The sequence below is a fragment of the Methylomonas sp. MgM2 genome, assembly GCF_054172045.1.
The window spans coordinates 1-19,384 of the sequence record NZ_JBSYXO010000043.1 but is presented as its reverse complement, the minus strand read 5'-3'; the positions used below and the strand labels follow the sequence as shown (position 1 = coordinate 19,384).

The following is a 19,384-nucleotide window of genomic DNA, read 5'->3' as shown; positions in this document are numbered from 1 at the left end:
GTTAAGGTTATAACGTATTTTCGATGAACGGACCCGATTTTACAGCACGATCAATGGCTTGCAAGGTTTCTAGCAGTTCTTTGATGCGATGCAGCGGCCAGGAGTTCGGGCCGTCGCTGAGCGCTTCTTCCGGTTTCGGGTGGGTTTCCATGAAAATGCCGGCAATACCGACAGCAGTTGCCGCCCTGGCCAATACCGGCACGTGTTCGCGCTGGCCGCCGGAACAACTGCCTTGCCCGCCCGGTAATTGTACCGAGTGTGTGGCGTCGAATACGACCGGACATTGGGTGTCGCGCATCACAGCCAGCGAGCGCATGTCGGAAACCAAATTGTTATAACCAAACGATACGCCGCGTTCGCAGACCATGATGAGTTCGTTGCCGGTGGCTTTGGCCTTGGCGACCACGTTACCCATGTCCCACGGCGCCATGAACTGGCCTTTCTTGATGTTGACCGGTTTGCCTTGGGCTGCGACGCTTTGGATGAAATTGGTCTGACGGCAAAGAAAGGCTGGGGTTTGCATGATGTCAACCACATCCGCGACTTCAGCCAAAGGGGTGTCTTCGTGTACGTCGGTTAAAACAGGGACGCCGATTTGTTGCCTGACCTTTTCCAGAATTTGCAGGCCGGTTTCCAAGCCTAGGCCGCGGAAACTGCTCATCGAAGAACGGTTGGCTTTATCGAAGGACGATTTATAAATGAACGGAATGCCTAACTCACCGGTAATTTCCTTCAGTTTGCCGGCGGTATCCAGCGACATTTGCTCGCTTTCGATCACGCAGGTGCCGGCGATCAGGAAGAATGGCTGATCGAGGCCGACTTCAAAATTGCATAATTTCATGAGGTACCTTGTTTTTTATGTTTAGCCGCCGCTTCGACGAAGCCTGAGAACAAAGGGTGGCCGTTGCGAGGGGTGGAGGTAAATTCCGGATGGAACTGGCAGGCCAGAAACCAAGGATGATCCGGTAATTCCACAATTTCCACCAGACGGCCGTCCAAGGATTTGCCGGAAAATCGCATGCCGGCGGCTTCCAATTGTTTCAGGTATTGGTTGTTGAATTCGTAGCGATGGCGATGCCGTTCGGTGATGACGTCTTTTTGGTACAGTTCGAACGCCAAGGAATCCGACTTCAACCGGCATTTTTGCGCCCCTAGCCGCATCGTGCCGCCTAGGTCCGAGTCTTCGTCGCGGGTGACCAGTTCGCCGGCTTCATCCATCCATTCGGTGATCAAACCGATGACCGGGTGCGGGCTTTTGGGCAGGAATTCAGTGCTGTGCGCGCCTTCCAGGCCGGCGGCGTTGCGGGCAAATTCGATCACGGCGGACTGCATCCCCAGGCAAATGCCCAGGTAAGGAATTCTGTTTTCCCGGGCAAAGCGCACCGTCGAAATTTTGCCTTCCACCCCGCGTTCGCCAAATCCGCCCGGCACCAGGATGGCGTCGACGTCTTTCAACTGCGAGGTGCCTTCCGCTTCGATGGTTTCGGAGTCGACGTATTTAATCTCTACCTTGTGCCGGGTATGGATGCCGGCATGCAGCAGCGCTTCGTTCAAAGATTTGTACGCGTCGCTATGATCGACGTATTTGCCGACGATGGCAACGCTGACTTCGTCGTCCGGATGGGTCAGGCCGTCGACGACTTTTTCCCAGGCGCTTAAATCGGCCGGCGGTACGTCCAGGCGCAATTGATGGACCACCAAGTCGTCCAAGCCCTGATCGCGCAGCAACAGCGGGATGCGGTAGATCGTGTCGGCGTCGAAAGCGGAAATAACGGCTTTTTCCGGGACGTTGGTAAATAACGCGATTTTTTTACGCTCGCTGGCGGGAATGGGCTGCTCGGATCGGCAGATCAAAATGTCCGGTTGGATGCCGATAGTGCGTAATTCCTTGACCGAGTGCTGGGTCGGTTTGGTTTTCAGTTCGCCGGCCGATTTGATATAAGGCACCAAGGTCAGATGGATAAAGACGGCGCGGTCGCGGCCTAATTCCACGCCCATTTGCCGTATGGTTTCCAAAAAAGGCAGAGATTCGATGTCGCCGACCGTGCCGCCGACTTCGATCAGCGCCACGTCCTTGCCTTCGGCGCTATCGTAGACCCGGCGCTTGATTTCGTCGGTGATGTGCGGAATGACTTGTACCGTTGCCCCCAGGTATTCGCCTTTGCGCTCGTTGCGCAAGACCTGTTCGTAGACTTTACCGGTGGTGAAGTTGTTTTTCTTGGTCATCGTGGTTTTCAAAAACCGCTCGTAATGGCCAAGATCCAAGTCGGTTTCGGCGCCGTCTTCGGTGACGAACACTTCGCCGTGTTGAAACGGGCTCATGGTGCCGGGATCAACGTTGATGTAAGGATCGAGTTTGGTGATGGTGACTTTAAGGCCGCGATCTTCCAGAATTGCAGCCAGCGATGAAGCGGCGATGCCTTTTCCCAAAGATGACACCACGCCGCCGGTGATAAAAATGAATTTTGTCATGAATGTTATGCGCCCGGATTAGCGAATAGCAGGGGGGTCGGAAAAGACCCGAATTTTAACAGTTTTATTGCTAATTTGCCTTTTTAATTCTATGACTGACAAAAATGTTTGTGATGTCTTACCTTAATAAATCTTGCTTTGCGTTTTGACGCAAATTGGGCCAATGACAGAAAGCGAATACCCAAATCATGATGATGTTGACCACGGGCACCAATAGCGTTAACGTCCACCAGCCATCCAATCCCGCTTTTAGCAGGATTTTATAACCCAGCCACAGTATGAATAGGCTGAACAAAATCACCAGAAAATAAAACAGCATCATAGTTCGTTCTCCTGCTTGGCATTAGGCCAAGGCGTGAAGGCCAATTGCAGGAAAATGATCAGTAGGCCGAAGCCGGGCAAAAACACCAATAACGCCCAATAAGGACTGAAACCGGCTCTTTTGTAGATCAGTATGGTCGGGATCACGATCATCATACCGACAATGGCGACTTGTAATATTTCGGGGACCATTAGCATCTCGCGCCTCCAGCTATTGATGTCCGGAAATCTTCACATGTTTTCGGCCGGTTGCCAAGTCAGGCTATAGCATATGGCCGGAGACGGAGTATAAGCCCATTCGGCTATGCATAAGCCGGGTACCGCGGCCAGGCGGCCATCCAGATAAAGCAGAGGGCGGGCGTCTCTTTCCCATGGCGGAACAGCGGCTTCCTGATAAAGCTTTTTCAAGCAATGATGTCCATCACGGCCGGGCAGTTTTATTTTTTCGCCGCCATGACGCGGTTTCAGGGTAATTTTACCGCTATGCCACAGCCGCTGATCGATGCCCGACGACGACGATACGCGAGTTAGCGTGTAACCGTTTGTCAATAAAACCGTCAATTGCGCTTGCGGCCACATGTATTCGCTCGCGGGTTTTAACAAGCAGTTGGGTGTCAAGCAATATAATTGATGCCGATATTTTTTCAATACACGGCCCTGGATCGAAATATGCGGATCGGCGTCGGGACCGGTTTCAATCAATTGTTTCTTGATGTTTTGCAATAAAGCTAGGCTAGGCGGTTTTAGTCCGAAGGATTGCAGCCAAAGCCGAATCAGCCAATTGCGTTGGGCGTCGCTGAAACCGCTTAGCTTATCGAGCGCCAGGGTTTTGCTGCCGGGATCGGCGAGTTGCGAGAGCATTTGTCGGCCCCAGTCATCCAGCAGCGAGGCCGCTTCGCCGCAATGCGCGGCGCTACGGGCAACCGTCTTGTCCAGCGACGGCCAACGTTGTTTCAATAAGGGAATGACGGCATGGCGTAAATAGTTCCGGTCGAAGTCGTGGGTGCAGTTGCTGGGGTCTTCCACCCATTCCAGTTCGTGCAATTGCGCATAGGCCTGAATATCGGCTTTGGGCGTGTCGAGCAAGGGGCGCATCATCTTGCCGAGGCCGAATCCGCAGGAAGTCGGCATCGCGGCCAAGCCTTGCACGCCGGCGCCGCGGAATAATTGCAGCAATACGGTTTCCAACTGGTCTTCTCGGTGTTGCGCCAGTAGTAACAGATCTTCGGATTGTAATAAGGGGCGTAAGGCTTGGTAACGGGCGTTACGGGCGGCAGCTTCCGGACTTTCGCCGTTTTTCGGAGTTGCATCGACTTTGATACGACGAAACGGCACCCCGAAAAGCTGCGCTTGCAGGCGGCAATGTTCGCCCCAGTCGCTCGCCGCCGCTTGCAAGCCGTGATCGACATAAACGGCGACGATTTTGCCGCGTAGAAGGGGGTGCTGTGCGCAAAGATGCAGTAAAACTTGCGAATCGATGCCGCCGCTGTAGCCGATATAGATTTTTCCGGAAGTTTGAGGAATATACCGAGCTATCGATTCGAAATTGAGCACTGGATTAAAAAGGCCGGGATTAGCGGCCTTTTAATGAAATTAAGATAATGCCGGCTTATTTGACAGGTTCTTCGATAAATGAGCCGAAACGCATGATACGGTAATAGCGTTTTTCCAGCATGGCATCCATGTTTGAGGCTTCCTGACTCAGCTCGTCCAAATGGCGCAGCAAGGCTTCGCGTAGATTCAACGCCACTTTCTCGAAATTGCGATGGCCGCCGCCGATCGGTTCGCGGATCACTTCGTCTAAGAAGCCTTGTTCGCGCACGCGGTCCGAGGTAATGCCCATGGCTTCAGCCGCCAATTGGGCCTTGTCGGCGCTTTTCCATAAAATCGACGCACAGCCTTCCGGTGAAATCACCGCATACGTGCTATATTCGAGCATCAATAGACGGTCGCCGACACCTATTGCCAGCGCGCCGCCGGATCCGCCTTCGCCGATTACGGTGCATATGACCGGGGTGCGCAGCTTGGACATTTCGAACAGGTTTCGTGCAATCGCTTCGCTTTGGCCCCGCTCCTCGGCGCCGATGCCGGGGTAGGCTCCCGGTGTGTCGATCAGGCAAATGATCGGCAAATGAAAACGCTCGGCCAATTTCATCACGCGCAGCGCTTTCCGATAGCCTTCCGGACGCGGCATGCCGAAGTTACGGTAAATTTTCTCTTTGGTGTCGCGGCCTTTTTGATGGCCGATGACGGCGATAGGTTGGCCTTCGAGCCGCGCTAGGCCGCAAACAATGGCAGGGTCGTCGGCGTAAGTACGATCGCCGTGCAATTCGTGAAAATCGGTGAATATCAATTTGACGTAATCCAGCGTATACGGACGGCCCGGATGACGAGACAATTGCGAAATCTGCCAATCCGACAGATCGCTGAAAATACTTTCGGTCAGCATTTCGCATTTTTGCTCAAGCTGTTTTAGCGTTTCCGAAATGTCGAAATTGTTGTCTAGCTCAACCTTGCGCAGCTCTTCGATTTTGGCTTGCAGTTCGGCGATAGGCTGTTCGAAGTCTAAGAATTTTAAATCCATGTCAATCCGGCATCAGAATCAATAAAATAACCGCTAATTTTAATGAAAAAAGGCGTTAATGCCTATCAGTTTTACCCGATGACGACAAAAACCTCCGCATTTCTTGCAAACTCCGATGCGCCGTTGGCCGCCAGAATGCGGCCTGCGACATTGGATGAATTCATTGGCCAGCAACATTTATTGGCCAAGGGTAAATCGTTGCGTGCGGCCATTGAACAAGGCGTGCCGCATTCGTTGGTGTTTTGGGGGCCGCCCGGCGTCGGCAAGACTACCTTAGCCAAAATCATTGCGGCTAATGCGCATTGTCATTTTATCGAATTGTCGGCGGTGATGGCCGGCGTCAAAGAAATCCGGGCCGCTGTCGCTGAAGCGGAACAGGTCAAGTTGACTCAAAATCTGAATACCGTGGTATTCATCGACGAGATACACCGATTTTCCAAGAGCCAACAGGATTCCTTGCTGGCACCCATCGAAAGCGGGGCCATCATTTTATTCGGGGCCACGACTGAAAACCCGTCCTTCGAATTGAACAATGCCTTGTTGTCACGCTTGCGGGTCTATGTGATGCGCAGCATCGAACCGGATGCCTTGGTCGAACTGCTGAAAAATGCGCTGGCCGACAAACAGCGCGGCTTGGGCGGGCGCAACTTGACTATCGAGCCCGAGGTGTTGAGTTTGATTGCGAAAGCGGCCGACGGAGACGCCCGCCGCTGTCTGAATATTTTGCAGATAGCCGCCGATTTGGCCGAAACCGTGGACGGGCGCGAGGTGGTCAGCCGAGAGATTCTGGACGAGGTGCTGCAAGGTCATGCCGCCCGCTTCGACAAAGGCGGCGACATTTTTTACGACCAGATTTCAGCCTTGCATAAATCGGTGCGAGGTACCGATCCCGATGCCGCTCTTTATTGGTTTTGCCGGATGCTGGACGGCGGCTGCGACCCTTTGTATATCGCGCGCCGGTTGGTGCGCATGGCTTCCGAAGACATAGGCAATGCCGACCCGCGCGGCTTGGAATTGGCCTTGAACGCGGCGCATGCCTACGAACGTTTAGGCAGTCCGGAAGGCGAGTTATCGCTGGCGCAAGCCGTCGTGTATTTAGCCTGTGCGCCCAAGAGCAATGCCGTCTACGTGGCTTACAAGGCGGCGATGGCCGATGCCAAAAGCAGCGGCTCGTTGGAAGTGCCTGTTCATCTGCGCAATGCGCCGACCAAATTGATGAAGGAATTGGGCCACGGCGCCGAGTATCGCTACGCCCACGACGAAACTCATGCCTATGCTGCCGGGGAAAACTATTTTCCTGAGCAGTTGAAAGGGAATCGCTATTATTTTCCCGTCGAACGCGGATTGGAGATCAAGATCAAGGAAAAGTTGGCGTTTTTGAGGAAGTTATGAGTGGCGGCGGCAAAATCGCAGGTGTGTTAGGCGATGATTTTGCTTGTTTGATTGTTAGTCTTCCGCCGTGCGCCGTCGCTTCCCACAATGTTTACGCTTATTCCGAGTTACTCATTTCGATATTGTGATGCTTGGCACGCCTTGCCTAGGTAATTCCGACATGGTCATTTGGAAAACCTGATGTAACAGACGAAAGCCCTCCCGATTCCATGGATAATCCGATTCCGGCATCACCGCGTAATATTTGTCGCCATATTTAACGGTGATATCCGCGCCGTCGGGTTCCTCTTCGGAGGCGATTATCGCCAGAGTATGAGTAGGGTTTTCGTATACATGCGGGGTTTTAGGGTTTATCTCGATATCGATTTCCGGTTCGTCTTCGATATCCCTGCCGATGAAATTTAAGATATTGTAAAAACTCCTCAGCCGAAAAAATCCATGTACGGGTAATTCGCCGCCTGGAAATTCCGGACGAATGTCTACCATAACGTCGTTAAACGCACCTTGATCAGCCTCTTCGTTAAGGGCTATGCGTTCTTCGTTGCTCAGTTGTTGCGGGTCGTAATTGGTCAGGATGATATGCCCCGTGACTTTTTTCTTGATTAGGTATTCATTTTTTCGGATGTCGTGATCGATGTCGAAGTCCTGTTGCAACTCGATTAAGCGGTCGGCGGGCATGGATTCCTTCGAAAGACGCCAGGCTTTCTCAAACAACAGGGGTTCGATAAATAACGCGCGGCGGTCTTGAATGGACGACAAGTGCGCGACTATCTGGCGAAAGTAACGATAGCCTCGGGCATCTTTGGGACGATTGTTGTAAACGCTTTCCCGCTTAGCCCCGGATACGCGAAGTTCGCCTGCAAGAAGCCGTAATATCAAGTCAACATCGGCTCCTTGCCTTAACAGCATGGTTAACTTGTTTTCTTGTAGCGGCGTCAGCAAACGCCGGGTAAACTCTTCGCCCTCCATCGGCACGATGCTGATCGTGGGGTTTTCGGAGACGGTGCCGCCGAATATCGGCGTCATTAAGGAACCGGATTCCCCGGTAAAAGCCGGCGTGGCGCCGGCGTTAAACTGAAAGTTAAAAGTAGCGGCAATATTGGATACGCCGGTAAAATGCAACGGCTGATGTTGATGCGCGCGGGCAATGTTTAACAACAATTGTTTGGATTGAATTTCCGTTGTGGTCTGGTCATAGGCCATCACCGCATAATCGAGCGCAATCGGCGAAACACAGCCTTGCGAAATAGCTAAACCGACCAACATGGCAATGGTCCTGAGCCATTGATCGAGCCAGGAACGCGATTCGAAGTTTTTCATGTAAAAGTGACTCCCGCAACTGCTTATTGCCCCGCTATCCGATACAATCGTTCTCGAACTGAATTGTTATTTTGCAAGCAAGTTTTGTGCTATTGAAATAATTGATTGTTAAGGGAAAATCGATATACTTCGTTGTGAGACAAGTATTCTTTTTTGCACGTTAAGTTGGGAGGCATGATATGAACACTGAAAATATAGAAAGCGTCGAAGGCGAGGTGGTTACTGAAGGCAAGCCGAATTTGAAAAAAACAGCGGTTAAGGCCATCAGGAAAGGTTCCACGGCGGCTAAAAAAGCCGCTGCCAATGTGGCCGTCGCCCCAGCTAAAATTGCGGACCGAGTGGTTTTCGGCACATGTTATGGCGTGGCTTACGGCGTTGTTTATGCCGCTTTGGTCGTTGGAAAAATTTTCCCGGAAAACGGAGCTGTTCGTAAAGGCTTGCATGAGGGCTTGGAGTCCGCGGTAAAAGATTTCGATGCTAAACAACATGAAACGATAGTTGACGCTGTAGCGAGTGCATAGATCGCCTTTCTAATCGATCAGCGGAGCCGGTTTGTTAACCCGTTCCGCTGTTTTTTTTGTCTTGGTCCGTCGCCGTTTGCCGCTTATTCAGGCGCTGCAACCCCATTTTCGACATAAAGTAACCGGCATTGTACATTTGCCGGATTAATTTTCTCTTTGCCGCATTACGGCGATAATTCCTCAGACAACGGTTATAACGTCTTTCTTCCGCTTCTTGATTGAATTGCTGCAATATCTCGGGAATCAACCGCTCCTCGCAGTTATAGATTTGGCCCGGACGCAAGCATAGCGGCACGATTTGTTCGACGTCGATAGCCAGTTGCTGCGCCAGGTTGATCATGAAGTGTCTGATCGTTTCCGCTTTTGGCGAACACGGGGTCGTCAGGTCGTAGGGTGGATTCCATTCCCGTAGCGGGCGCAGTTTGTCGATCTGAGTCAGCGCAACGATGATGCGTGGGGCATTACTCATTTGCTTGATATTATCCAGAATGGCTTTGTCGATTTTGAAAGCCGGATTGATGGCTGAAATCATGACGATGACCTGATCGCTTCTTTCGACTTTTTTAATCAGAGATTTCCGCTCTTTCACGGATTGCAGCTCGTGATAACGCTGACAACTCACAATCAGCGTCGACGGGAAAATATCCCGCTGCAGAAAATAAGTTTGACGGTCCAAGCGGCTGGAGGCCGCATCGACAACGGCTAATCGGCGGTCGGCCAGCGCGTTGACCAGACTGGCTTTACCGGCATTGGCTTGCCCCATTACCAGCATGCGATAAGGCTCGCCGTTAACCGATTTTTCCTTCCGCGCTAATTTGTCGATTTCATGCCGGGTTTGCCGGGTCGGCCTGCTGAAAGCTTCGTCATCCAGATTCAGATGACCGCTATATAGCTCGATCGCGTAATAGCCGATTTTTTTAACGTAAGCGTCGATCAGCCAGCGCTTGATATCGTCGGCCGATTCGGAAATTAAATTGCTATTCGCAAATGCATTGAGCTCCCGAATGACCGCCGAAATGGGATCGATACCGGCGGTAAGGATTCTAAACATACGGTAAAGTTCGCGCCCCTTGCTGGCGATTCTATGGCCTTTGCTTAAGTCGTTGATGGAAAAGATATGGCTGCCGGGCACATTTTCGGTGAAGTTGATGCGCAACTCTTTTGCAAGCACTTCGATGACTTTCAATAAATAGGGAATTTTAATTTCCAAAATCGCTTGCTTTTGCCCCGGATAATAGACTTCGGCGACATCGTTCATGACCTTGGTCAGGGTTTGCAAATAAAACCTGCTGTCGCTCAAGTCGTGGTCGGCGTTGCGTTCGATCAACGAAACAGCCTCCACCCGTGCCCAGGCTTGTTTGCTTTGCGGCGTCCATGTGATGTTTTGCGAGATATCCAGCCATTCCGGCTCAGGGCGCATGCGTTTGGAAAGGCGGCTAGCCGCCCAGGCTGTTGATGCTAAAAACGCGGAAGTCAACAGCCACCAGACCAGCCAATGGCTCTTCCACAACCAATAGGCGCCTGCCGAAAAAGGAATCGCAATCGGTAAAAACAATGCGGCAATAACCATGCGCCAGCGCTTGTCGATGTTCATGGCGCTCCGTTATTCGGCAGATGTTTGATGTATTTTTTCATCAGCCGTTTTCCGGCATCGAATTGCTGCTCATAGATAGGCTGGAAATGCCGCTTGTCCAGCGTCAAGCCGTCGCGCTTGCTTTGGAAGTAAAATAACAGGGTTTTTCCAAGCGCATAGGTAGTGGCCGCCGTCAGGACAGCCGAGATCGGCGCGCCGAAGGCGGGAATCAATTTGATGGCTTCCCGGCGTCCCCAGTTCGTTAAAAAACTGATGCCCAAGGCACCGCTGATTTCGGCAAAATGTTCGGCGTTCAGCGGATAGCCGTAAATCGATGCCAAGGTATGCAGCATCTTCATTTGCAGCGCGGTGACCAAGGGGATATCGACCAACGGAAAGGGCACGGCGCCGATTGCGCCGCTTAAGGCCGAGTAGGACAGGATATGCGGCATCGCGGCCCGCTCGTAAATGCCGTAAAGTTCTTGCCGCAATTCGTGCATATGATGCAACAGAGCCGTCATGCCGTGCGGCAGAACCTGTTCCAGACTTTGCGATAAGGCTTCCAAGCCGTAATAGGTCGGTTGATAAAGATCATCGGGCAACGTGAAATCGATCGCAACGAAACGGGCATCGATGCCTTTGAACAATTCTCGTTGAGCCAGCAAGGAACGTTTCAAATCGGCCGGTACGCTCTGAGGCCACACCTCGCCCTGGAAGGGATAGGGCGCGATATGTTCGAAAGCCTGATCGGGATAGCCTTCGTGCAAGGTGGTTTGAACGACGACGACCGGCCAATCCGGTTTGTTTTTTAGAACTTTCCGCAACGCGTCGATCACCGCATGCTGGGCATGATCCATGGCTTTGACGACGACGAGGATGACGTGAGTCTGCTCCTGGAAAACGTCAATGTCGGCTTTGGGGTCGTAATCGATTTCGCCTAAGCCGCGGGTATCCAAAAACTTGAGTAGGCAGTTTTCGCTGTTAGGAAAATCGTAGACGAATGCCGAGCGGGTACAGGCTTGCATGCCGTTACCGATTTGGGCGCGGCTATCGCCGGTCAAGGCGCGGATCAATGAGGTTTTGCCGGATTGGGTTTTGCCCAGCAACCAGAAAACCGGCGCGGGCAGCGCGGACTTGATTTCGTTAATCCACGCCTCGATTTCGGCGCTATCAACTTGAGGTTTAAATACTGATGAATAGTATTTGTTCCAAATTGACATAAGCGGGTAGCGATGTTTATTCCGTTAGAAAACGGGTCAGTTTCCGCTCAATCGCATTCCATGACAGCAACGCCGGTTTGCTGCGTATGGTCATGATTAACACATTGTTACCGCTGAACTTGTCATTGCATCTGACGCCGGCACCGGTAATCGGGTCATTAACCGCGTCGCCGATTAATTCATAACCCTGGTTTGCGGCTTCTTGGCTAGCCTTTGCAAACAGTATTTCAGGGGGCTGTTTAATTTTTACCAGAATGGATTTGGCCATGGTGTACCGCTATAAATAACACTAACCGACTGCGTAGCGGACATATGCTAGATAAGCAATGTTACAACTGTGTGAAAGCGGTCTTTATCCGATTGCAAAGATTTGTATTGTGGCGACAACATGCCGACCGCGCCGATGCGTGAGTCGCTGTTTTCATGCCAAAGTAATCGGCCAAACGGAAAAATGAATTGTTCATCCGAAGCTCGTGCAAAGCCGGACTGATCTTCACGAGTAGTGCGCTTATCCGGAGACCGTGCTACAAGGCGTGTTAATGGCGGCTTTATTCCGGCTCGCTGAAATATGAAATGCGGAATGTTACGGCTTGATTAAGGGCAGTTCGGGCCGATCCGGCAGAAAATAGCAGAACAAGGCCATCAACAAATATACGCTGAGAAGTTGAATTCCTTTAAACCAGTTGGATTTGCCGTCGGCCGCCACCATCGCGAAAATCAAGACCGGTAGTAGTACGATCATGATGCCGGCATTGCCAACTACCAGATTGATCGGTTTTGGCGCAAGATAATAACTGCTCAAGACCAGCACCGGCGCAACGAACAATGCGATTTGAATACTGCTGCCGGCCGTGATGCCGAGGGTTAGGTCCAGTTTATTTTTCTTGGCCATCGTGACGGCTGCGACGCTTTCCGGGGCGCCGCCGATCAACGCGATGATGATGACGCCGATAAACGCTTTGGACATGTCTAACTGTCTGGCGGTTTCTTCAATGGAACCGACCAATGTTTCGCTAAGCAAGGCAAGGACGACGGAGGCTAGCATCAACATGCCGACGGCCGGCAACAACGGCCACTGCGCCGCATCTTGCTCGACGGCTTCCTCCGGGTTCTTCGGAGTAAAATAGTGCGGATGGGTTTTCAGCGTGAACAGCAGGTTAAAGCCGTAAGTGACCAATAACACCACGGCCACCGCTTTGTTCAGCGCCATTTCGTGCCGGTAGGTATCGGGCGAAATGAAATTGTCGAAAACGCTGGGGACGATGACGCTGATGGCCGCAATCATCAAAAGCGATCGTTCGACCCGCACCCCGCGCCGGTTGAATTTTTGTTCCTGGTTATAAAGGCCGCCGATCAACAGGGACAGACCAAGGACGAACAGTAGGTTGGTCATGATGACGCCAACGATGGACGCTTTGACCATATCGAGCAGCCCGGCTTTCAGGGCCATTAGCGAAATAATCAATTCCGGCGCGTTGCCGAAGGTGGCGTTTAAAAATCCGCCCAAGGTTTCGCCGGCGCGGTTGGCGATTTGTTCGGTTGACGCGGTCATTAGTGCTGCCATCGGAATCAACGCCAGCGCGGCGCTGCCGAATGTAATGGATGCCGTGGTTTGCCCGCCCCCGTATTGCAAATACAGTGTCCAAGGTACGAACGGCATTAGCCAATAAATCGGATTTTTTAGCAAATCCAAGCTGCGTATAAAGTCCAGCAAATGTTCGCTTAGCATCAAAGGGTGAAACAAAGGATTCGGAGTCCGCTTGCGAAGCTCGGTTCGATATTCCATAAAAATGTTTAGATATCGACAAGCTTTTTCCTTCGGATAAAGGAAATCTTATAGCCTATCCGATAAATATTAAAATTTGACGACTTGGCTTTAAAAACGTCATTGTTTCGTAATATGCGGGTCTTATGCTTTACTGCTGATCAATGGTTTATTACATGGATATGGCCGCCACCCCGATTATCGAGCAACAACCACTCTATCTGACCGTCATCCATGAAAGCGTTGCCGGGCGGGGGCGTCTGAAAATTCCGTGCTTGTACCGCAACGAACGGCTTAGAGACCGTCTCGAAGCGCATTTAACCGGCCTGAAGAACATACGTTCGGTCCGGGCCAATGTTCTGACAGGCAATTTGTTAATCGAATACGTTTCCAAACAGGATTTGGAAACCTATTTGCGGGAAATTATCAATTTTCTCGAGGCGGAGCTGCGTAAGCCTGTACTGCGCCGTAGCCATGGAATCGATAGGCCCGCTAAGAAAACAAGGACTGAAAAAGCCGGAAAAAAAGCCAAGCCCGAAATAACCCCCGCCGGTGCCGGTTTTGAAGCACAATCCCAGCATTTCTGGCATACCTTGCCCGGTCATCGGGTCGTGCAGATTCTGGATAGCGACGAGAACGGTTTGCCGCCGCGCGCGGTGTCGCATCGTCTGGCTCAATATGGCCCTAACGCGCTGGCGCAATACCGCAACCGTTCGCCGCTGCAAATGATGTTGCAGCAATTCGCCTCGGCTCCGGTTGCAATGCTGGGCATTTCCGCAGGCATTTCAATCGCGACCGGCGGTGTGGCCGATGCCATTGTGATTGCGGTCGTGGTCGGTATCAACGCCGTGATCGGTTATTTCACCGAAAAGTCGGCCGAGGAGACCATTAATGCATTAGGGCAACTGACCCCCGACGCAGCCACGGTAGTTCGCGCCGGCCAAACGTTGGAAGTGCCGCTGCATGAAGTGGTCCTTGGCGATGTGTTGCTACTTGCGCCCGGTTGTTATATCCCGGCCGATGCCAGGCTGCTGCAGAGTAATCGGCTCAGCATAGACGAATCGCCGTTGACCGGCGAGAGTTTGCCGGTTTCCAAGGACTTCAACTTTCAAGCGAAAAACGAAACGGCGTTGGGAGACCGCTTGAACATGGTCTACATGGGCACCATGGTCACCGGCGGCAGCGGAAAGGCCATGGTGGTAGCGACCGGACGTTACACCGAAATCGGTAAGATTCAGGATTTGGTCGGCGAAGCGCAAACGCCGGAAACGCCGATGCAAAAGCAAATCGACGAGATGGGTATGCAGTTGGCGTTGTTCAGCTCGGCGATTTGCGGCGTGGTGTTCGCGGTCGGTATCTTGCGCGGCCGGCCACTGCTGGAAATGCTGATGTCGGGGATTTCCCTGGCGGTGGCGGCGGTTCCGGAAGGCTTGCCTGCCGTGGCGACCACGACCCTGGCGCTCGGTATCAAGGACATGCAGCGCCGCAAGGTGTTGATACGCCAACTCCCTGCCGTAGAAAACCTGGGCTCGGTGCAGGTCATTTGTCTGGATAAAACCGGCACGCTGACCTTGAACAAAATGAGCGTGGTCGCGGTGCAGCGCCTGTCGACCGGCGTTCAGGTCAAGCAGGGCCGCTTTTATCAAAACGAAAGTCCGGTCGATTTATACGAAATCGACCCGGTCAGCAAGCGCTTGATAGAAGTACTGGTGCTGTGTAACGAATCCCGACTCGCACAGGACAACAGTCTAATCGGCTCGTCCACCGAAAATGCCTTGTTGCAATTGGCCATCGATGCCGGCGAAGACGTTCTGGCCTTGCGCCGGCAATATCCGTTAATCAAAACCGAATACCGGGCCGAAGACAGGCCTTACATGGTCACCGTGCATTTAGCCGAGGACGGCCGATATTTGTTGGCTGTGAAGGGCAGCCCTTTGGCCATGCTGGATTTATGTCAATGGCACCGCGACGGCGGTGAAATCAAACCATTGAAAGAGGATGAGCGCGATGCGATATTGACCGGCAACGAACGCTTGGGCGCGGATGCGCTGAGGGTGCTGGGCGTTGCTTATCAGATCGTCGCGGATCCGGAGCACTACAGCATCGACGATTTGATTTGGCTGGGCTTGGTCGGCATGGAAGACGAAATGCGGCCGGGCATGGCGGACTTGATGCGCGAGTTCCACGACGCCGGCATCGCCACGGTCATGATTACCGGCGACCAAAGTTCCACCGCGCATTCCGTGGGCAAACGTCTGGGCCTGAATTGGGAAGACCGGCCTCTGGAAATGGTCGATTCCATCCATCTGGAAAAAATCGAGCCATCGGTATTAGCCGGTTTGGCCAATACTACCTCGATCTTCTCGCGGGTCAGTCCGGCCCACAAGTTGCAGATCGTCGAGGCCTTGCAAATGAACGGCAAAGTCGTGGCGATGACCGGCGACGGCATCAACGACGGTCCCGCATTGAAAGCCGCCAGCGTCGGCGTGACCTTGGGCGACAAAGGCAGCGACGTGGCGCGTTCGATTGCCGACGTGGTCTTGGAAGACGACGATCTGTCGACGATGATTACCGCGATCAGGCAGGGCCGAACGATATACGACAATATCCGCAAAAGCTTGCACTTTTTGCTGTCGACCAACTTGAGCGAGATCGAGGTGATGCTGGTCAGTGCCGTCATCGGCGGCGCTGAAATTTTGAATCCGATGCAATTGCTATGGATTAACTTGATCACCGATATTTTTCCCGGTCTGGCACTGGCACTGGAACCGCCGGAAGGCGACGTGTTGAAGCGGCCGCCGCGCGACCCCGATGAACCCATTGTTTCCCGCAAGCAATACGGCAAGTTGCTGCGGGAATCCGGCGTCATCAGCGCCGGGGCATTGGGCGTGTACGGTTATAGCCTGATGCGCTACGGCATGGGGCCGAAAGCCGGCACCAACGCCTTCATGGCGCTGACTCTGAGCCAGTTATTGCAAGCCTATCGCAGCCGCTCGGAACATACTACGATATTCAATCCGCAGAACCGCAAGGCGAATCCGTATTTGGACAAGGCGATAGCATTCTCGGTGGCCTTGCAAATATTGGCCGTTAGCGTACCGTCGTTGCGAGGCTTGTTGCGCTTGGCGCCGATAGGGCCGGCCGATATTTTGGCCATCGCCGCCGGTGCCGGTCTGCCGCTGGTGATTAACGAATCGACTAAACAATTCGGAAGCCAAAATACAATTAAAGAGGACAGGGCATGATTACCGATTTCATATTTACCTCTCAGTCGGTAACCGCCGGCCACCCGGACCGTATGTGCGATACCGTCAGCGACGCGATTATTGACGCTTTTTTACGGCAGGATCCGACTGCACGCATTACCGCGGAATGCGCGTTGTCGCGCAACATATTATTTCTAGCCGCCCGATACGCCAGCGATGCGGTCGTCGATATTCCGGAAACCGCGCGTAAGGTGATCGACGCGGTAGGGTATTGGCCGGAAGATTTCAATGCGGCGGAGTGTACCGTCGTGACCAGCCTGATCGAGCAGCAAAAATCGATACGCGAAGCCGATTTCTCGGATTTGGAAGACGACGAAATCGATCAGATCACCGTATCGCATCAATCGACGCTATTCGGTTATGCCTGTAATCATACGCGCGAGTTGATGCCCTTGCCGATCGCGTTGGCCAATGGTTTGGCAAGGCGATTGAGTTTGGTATGGGACGGTTTGGATTACATTTCGCCGGATTGCACGACTCAAGTCGGCGTGGAATTCGTCAACGGCGCCCCTAAGCGTATACACAGCATTACCTTGATCATAGGCTGCGACAATCCGGAAAAAACACCCACGCAAATGCGTATGGAAGAGGAATTGCGTCATCACGTGATCGGACCTGTATTCGCCGAGTCTCCGATAAGCCCCGACAATATGACCAAGATCGTCATTAACCCTAGCGGCCCTTTTCTGCGCAGCGGCCCTACCGTGCATTCAGGCATGACGGGGCGCAAGACCGACAGCGATACCTACGGCAGCTTTGCCCGCCACAGCGGTGCGGCCTTGAGCGGCAAGTCGCCGTCGCGCATCGATCGGGTAGGGGTATATGCGGCGCGTTACGCCGCGAAAAACATCGTCGCGGCAGGTCTGGCCGAGCAATGCGAAGTCCAATTGAGCTACAGCATCGGCCATGCCGGACCAGTCAGCGTGCTGCTCAATACCCACGGTACCGGGAAACTGGACGACCATGAAATCAGAAAAAGGTTGTTACGCCATTTCGATTTCCGCCTAGCCGCCATCGTGCGCGATTTTAATCTACGCCAGTTGCCGGCCTTGAATAAAGGCGTGTTTTACCAGCGGCTTCCGGTCGTCGGTCATTTCGGCGAGCATGGTCTGGCCTTGCCCTGGGAACATACCGGTAAAGCGGCGCTGTTGGCCGAGTGAAGCGGCCGGAAAATGGCGCGCACTTACTCATGCTGATTTTTTAAAATTATCGGTTGGCGTTCTCGCGCCAAACAGGCCTATGGCTGGCTTCTGCCGGCCAAAACCGGCCATCCAAGACGTCTATCGTTAGCAGTCATTGGGTATTTGAAGTTGCTGTTCTAGCGCTTAAACAACAGCAGAATGCAAAATATCGTTTAGACTGTCAAAAACAGCTGGCATTAGAGCCATAAAGACAATAAAAGGAGGCGAAATTGGCATTGATGCTCGACCAACTACTACCCAACTTAAATCAATCCATTAACGGTATTGGCTTCCTGTTTGGAGCAGGCGCCTCATTTCAGGCTGGTTACCCGTTGATGACTACATTGACGCGCCAAATCGTTGCAGAACTCACGGCAACTGAAAGGCTCGACCTAACCACAGTATTGGATGCAACTGGTCGAACGTACGACGACGTAACGGCGACGCCCAACATTGAAGAAATTGCAGATCTGACGATTGCACACTCGCTCAATTCCGGAGACCTAAGATACGCAAACTTAGAGCGGCGCCTTAGGGATTTAATAGTCCAAATGCTACTGTCAGTGACCTCTCCAAACCCTGAACATCACATCAGGTTTTTTGAAGGGCTGAAACGCAGAACGTTCGGTCTTCCAAGCACTGTCTGGATATTTACAACCAACTATGACGTTTTGTTTGAGACTGCCGCCGCAATGGCTGGCGTTCGCTTGGAGAATGGCTTCTCTGGAACAACCACCAGTTTTCAGGATATTGGACGCTTCGGACAGTTGCACGGAACCAGCGATGGACAGCGTTTTGTTCCTCACCCAGGCCTAGTCGTAAAACTAGTCAAACTGCATGGCTCTTTATCATGGTACGCGGACGGAGGCCAAGTGCTTGAGCAACACCCCACCTCCCTTGCTCCAAAGTTGCCGCGCACAATGGTACTGCCAAGACGTCGAAAGATAATGGATACCCTGAGCCCTCCATATGATCAGTTATTTGCAATGGCGAGTAGGGTTATCGGTGCTGAGTGCAAATATCTCATCAGTTGCGGCTTTAGCTATGGCGATGAACATATAAACCAAAACATCTTACTGCCCGCACTGCGCGCTAGCAAATGCCGACTGACGGCGCTTTGTGGGTTCGAACCATCCGGATTAGCCGACTTCAAGACATTACCAACTTTCGCTGGGGCATTCCCAACTCACGCTTGGTCGAAAACAGCGCAAACCAGTGATACCACGACTCTCTGGCAATTTGATCAATTCGCCCAAGCTTTCTAAACGGAGGAAAAAATGAACTACCAGATCGGCAAAGTCTGCGGTGTATCCGGTGATGAGATTCTCGTCAACGTTGTAGACCATAAAACTAATGAAACAGGCGAATCAGGTGTGCCCGAGAACATGACGGTTCATCTGCCGAGTGACTCGGGTCCTGTACCAGTAGTAATTGGTCAGCCTGGGACGTTTGTAGTGGTCGCACTTCCTGCAGCCAGCCTACTCTGCATGGTGGTAGGCATCACAATGAAGGAGGGGAGATATTCTGCGGGAGAATCAAAAGACGCAGCTCTGACGGGTGTTCTTCTTCTTGATCCAACTTCACGTGCGCTGGTAACTGTGCCTGTTGGCACTATAGGAAGCGCAGGCGCCTTTGAACGAGGAACAGATGTATTACCTACGGTAAATGCCCCAGTCTTTGCTGCATCACCGCACCGGAGAGTGTCGGCTTCCGGCTGGAAAGATTGCTAGCCATCCCTGGCTAGCAATCGCGCCTACACCGCCACGTGA

17 protein-coding genes are annotated in these 19,384 nt (G+C 52.6%); 6 read left to right on the top strand and 11 right to left on the bottom strand.

Going from position 1 to position 19,384, the window contains the following annotated elements; translation table 11 throughout:
- Positions 1–7: 7 nt before the first annotated feature.
- The 6 genes from kdsA to accA all read right to left on the bottom strand — a co-directional run bounded on the left by kdsA (position 8) and on the right by accA (position 5,377).
- A complete protein-coding gene (gene kdsA / locus ACW73I_RS20525) occupies positions 8–841 on the bottom strand; it encodes a 3-deoxy-8-phosphooctulonate synthase (protein ID WP_458031367.1) in 834 nt (277 codons plus the stop codon).
- Positions 838–2,472: a CTP synthase gene (locus ACW73I_RS20520; protein WP_458031366.1), complete on the bottom strand. Its 1,635-nt coding sequence runs from the start codon at positions 2,470–2,472 to the stop codon at positions 838–840. Before ACW73I_RS20520 ends, kdsA begins: the two co-directional genes overlap by 4 nt.
- Positions 2,473–2,590: 118 nt before the next feature.
- Complete coding sequence (locus tag ACW73I_RS20515) at positions 2,591–2,794, bottom strand: hypothetical protein (RefSeq protein ID WP_458031365.1); 204 nt, start codon at positions 2,792–2,794, stop codon at positions 2,591–2,593.
- Positions 2,791–2,991, bottom strand: coding sequence for a hypothetical protein (locus ACW73I_RS20510; RefSeq protein ID WP_458031364.1), 201 nt, complete (start codon positions 2,989–2,991; stop codon positions 2,791–2,793). Before ACW73I_RS20510 ends, ACW73I_RS20515 begins: the two co-directional genes overlap by 4 nt.
- 33 nt (positions 2,992–3,024) lie before the next feature.
- A complete protein-coding gene (gene tilS, locus ACW73I_RS20505) occupies positions 3,025–4,347 on the bottom strand; it encodes a tRNA lysidine(34) synthetase TilS (protein ID WP_458031363.1) in 1,323 nt (440 codons plus the stop codon).
- Between the two features lie 55 nt (positions 4,348–4,402).
- On the bottom strand, positions 4,403–5,377 hold the full coding sequence (gene accA / locus ACW73I_RS20500; RefSeq protein ID WP_458031362.1) for an acetyl-CoA carboxylase carboxyl transferase subunit alpha: 975 nt from the start codon (positions 5,375–5,377) through the stop codon (positions 4,403–4,405).
- A 78-nt stretch (positions 5,378–5,455) separates the two neighbouring features.
- Between accA and ACW73I_RS20495 the strand changes: the two genes are divergently transcribed.
- A complete protein-coding gene (locus ACW73I_RS20495; RefSeq protein ID WP_458031377.1) occupies positions 5,456–6,769 on the top strand; it encodes a replication-associated recombination protein A in 1,314 nt (437 codons plus the stop codon).
- Positions 6,770–6,880: 111 nt separating this feature from the next.
- On the opposite strand, the gene ACW73I_RS20490 is transcribed toward ACW73I_RS20495, so the two are convergent.
- Complete coding sequence (locus ACW73I_RS20490) at positions 6,881–8,089, bottom strand: hypothetical protein (RefSeq protein ID WP_458031361.1); 1,209 nt, start codon at positions 8,087–8,089, stop codon at positions 6,881–6,883.
- A gap of 179 nt (positions 8,090–8,268) precedes the next feature.
- Between ACW73I_RS20490 and ACW73I_RS20485 the strand changes: the two genes are divergently transcribed.
- Positions 8,269–8,610: a hypothetical protein gene (locus ACW73I_RS20485; protein WP_458031360.1), complete on the top strand. Its 342-nt coding sequence runs from the start codon at positions 8,269–8,271 to the stop codon at positions 8,608–8,610.
- A gap of 34 nt (positions 8,611–8,644) precedes the next feature.
- Here ACW73I_RS20485 and ACW73I_RS20480 read toward each other — a convergent pair whose 3' ends face one another.
- The 4 genes from ACW73I_RS20480 to cax form a co-directional block, all read right to left on the bottom strand.
- The gene (locus ACW73I_RS20480; protein WP_458031359.1) at positions 8,645–10,204 is read right to left on the bottom strand and encodes a GTPase family protein; all 1,560 of its coding nucleotides are present in this window, start codon (positions 10,202–10,204) and stop codon (positions 8,645–8,647) included.
- A complete protein-coding gene (locus ACW73I_RS20475) occupies positions 10,201–11,403 on the bottom strand; it encodes a GTPase family protein (protein ID WP_458031358.1) in 1,203 nt (400 codons plus the stop codon). The genes ACW73I_RS20480 and ACW73I_RS20475 overlap by 4 nt, the downstream gene beginning before the upstream one ends.
- A gap of 16 nt (positions 11,404–11,419) precedes the next feature.
- Complete coding sequence (locus ACW73I_RS20470) at positions 11,420–11,671, bottom strand: hypothetical protein (RefSeq protein ID WP_458031357.1); 252 nt, start codon at positions 11,669–11,671, stop codon at positions 11,420–11,422.
- Positions 11,672–11,986: 315 nt separating this feature from the next.
- Positions 11,987–13,189 (bottom strand): calcium/proton exchanger, encoded by a 1,203-nt coding sequence (gene cax / locus ACW73I_RS20465; RefSeq protein WP_458031356.1) that lies wholly within the window; start codon positions 13,187–13,189, stop codon positions 11,987–11,989.
- A gap of 155 nt (positions 13,190–13,344) precedes the next feature.
- On the opposite strand from cax, the gene ACW73I_RS20460 reads away from it, so the two are divergent.
- The 4 genes from ACW73I_RS20460 to ACW73I_RS20445 all read left to right on the top strand — a co-directional run bounded on the left by ACW73I_RS20460 (position 13,345) and on the right by ACW73I_RS20445 (position 19,345).
- Positions 13,345–16,413, top strand: coding sequence for an HAD-IC family P-type ATPase (locus ACW73I_RS20460; RefSeq protein ID WP_458031355.1), 3,069 nt, complete (start codon positions 13,345–13,347; stop codon positions 16,411–16,413).
- Positions 16,410–17,594 carry a methionine adenosyltransferase gene (gene metK / locus ACW73I_RS20455; protein WP_458031354.1) on the top strand — a complete coding sequence of 395 codons (1,185 nt, stop codon included), beginning with the start codon at positions 16,410–16,412 and terminating at the stop codon, positions 17,592–17,594. The genes ACW73I_RS20460 and metK overlap by 4 nt, the downstream gene beginning before the upstream one ends.
- 260 nt (positions 17,595–17,854) lie before the next feature.
- Positions 17,855–18,880 (top strand): SIR2 family protein, encoded by a 1,026-nt coding sequence (locus tag ACW73I_RS20450; RefSeq protein WP_458031376.1) that lies wholly within the window; start codon positions 17,855–17,857, stop codon positions 18,878–18,880.
- A gap of 12 nt (positions 18,881–18,892) precedes the next feature.
- Positions 18,893–19,345, top strand: coding sequence for a hypothetical protein (locus ACW73I_RS20445; protein WP_458031353.1), 453 nt, complete (start codon positions 18,893–18,895; stop codon positions 19,343–19,345).
- Positions 19,346–19,384: the final 39 nt, after the last annotated feature.

Bases quoted from the DNA above. Each gene is read 5' to 3' on its own strand.
- ACW73I_RS20510 (WP_458031364.1), bottom strand. From the start codon at position 2,991: ATGCTAATGGTCCCCGAAATATTACAAGTCGCCATTGTCGGTATGATG.
- ACW73I_RS20460 (WP_458031355.1), top strand. From the start codon at position 13,345: ATGGATATGGCCGCCACCCCGATTATCGAGCAACAACCACTCTATCTG.
- metK (WP_458031354.1), top strand. From the start codon at position 16,410: ATGATTACCGATTTCATATTTACCTCTCAGTCGGTAACCGCCGGCCAC.
- ACW73I_RS20475 (WP_458031358.1), bottom strand. From the start codon at position 11,403: ATGTCAATTTGGAACAAATACTATTCATCAGTATTTAAACCTCAAGTT.
- ACW73I_RS20480 (WP_458031359.1), bottom strand. From the start codon at position 10,204: ATGAACATCGACAAGCGCTGGCGCATGGTTATTGCCGCATTGTTTTTA.
- ACW73I_RS20485 (WP_458031360.1), top strand. From the start codon at position 8,269: ATGAACACTGAAAATATAGAAAGCGTCGAAGGCGAGGTGGTTACTGAA.
- cax (WP_458031356.1), bottom strand. From the start codon at position 13,189: ATGGAATATCGAACCGAGCTTCGCAAGCGGACTCCGAATCCTTTGTTT.
- ACW73I_RS20515 (WP_458031365.1), bottom strand. From the start codon at position 2,794: ATGATGCTGTTTTATTTTCTGGTGATTTTGTTCAGCCTATTCATACTG.
- ACW73I_RS20470 (WP_458031357.1), bottom strand. From the start codon at position 11,671: ATGGCCAAATCCATTCTGGTAAAAATTAAACAGCCCCCTGAAATACTG.
- ACW73I_RS20450 (WP_458031376.1), top strand. From the start codon at position 17,855: ATGCTCGACCAACTACTACCCAACTTAAATCAATCCATTAACGGTATT.
- accA (WP_458031362.1), bottom strand. From the start codon at position 5,377: ATGGATTTAAAATTCTTAGACTTCGAACAGCCTATCGCCGAACTGCAA.
- kdsA (WP_458031367.1), bottom strand. From the start codon at position 841: ATGAAATTATGCAATTTTGAAGTCGGCCTCGATCAGCCATTCTTCCTG.
- ACW73I_RS20445 (WP_458031353.1), top strand. From the start codon at position 18,893: ATGAACTACCAGATCGGCAAAGTCTGCGGTGTATCCGGTGATGAGATT.
- ACW73I_RS20520 (WP_458031366.1), bottom strand. From the start codon at position 2,472: ATGACAAAATTCATTTTTATCACCGGCGGCGTGGTGTCATCTTTGGGA.
- ACW73I_RS20495 (WP_458031377.1), top strand. From the start codon at position 5,456: ATGACGACAAAAACCTCCGCATTTCTTGCAAACTCCGATGCGCCGTTG.
- ACW73I_RS20490 (WP_458031361.1), bottom strand. From the start codon at position 8,089: ATGAAAAACTTCGAATCGCGTTCCTGGCTCGATCAATGGCTCAGGACC.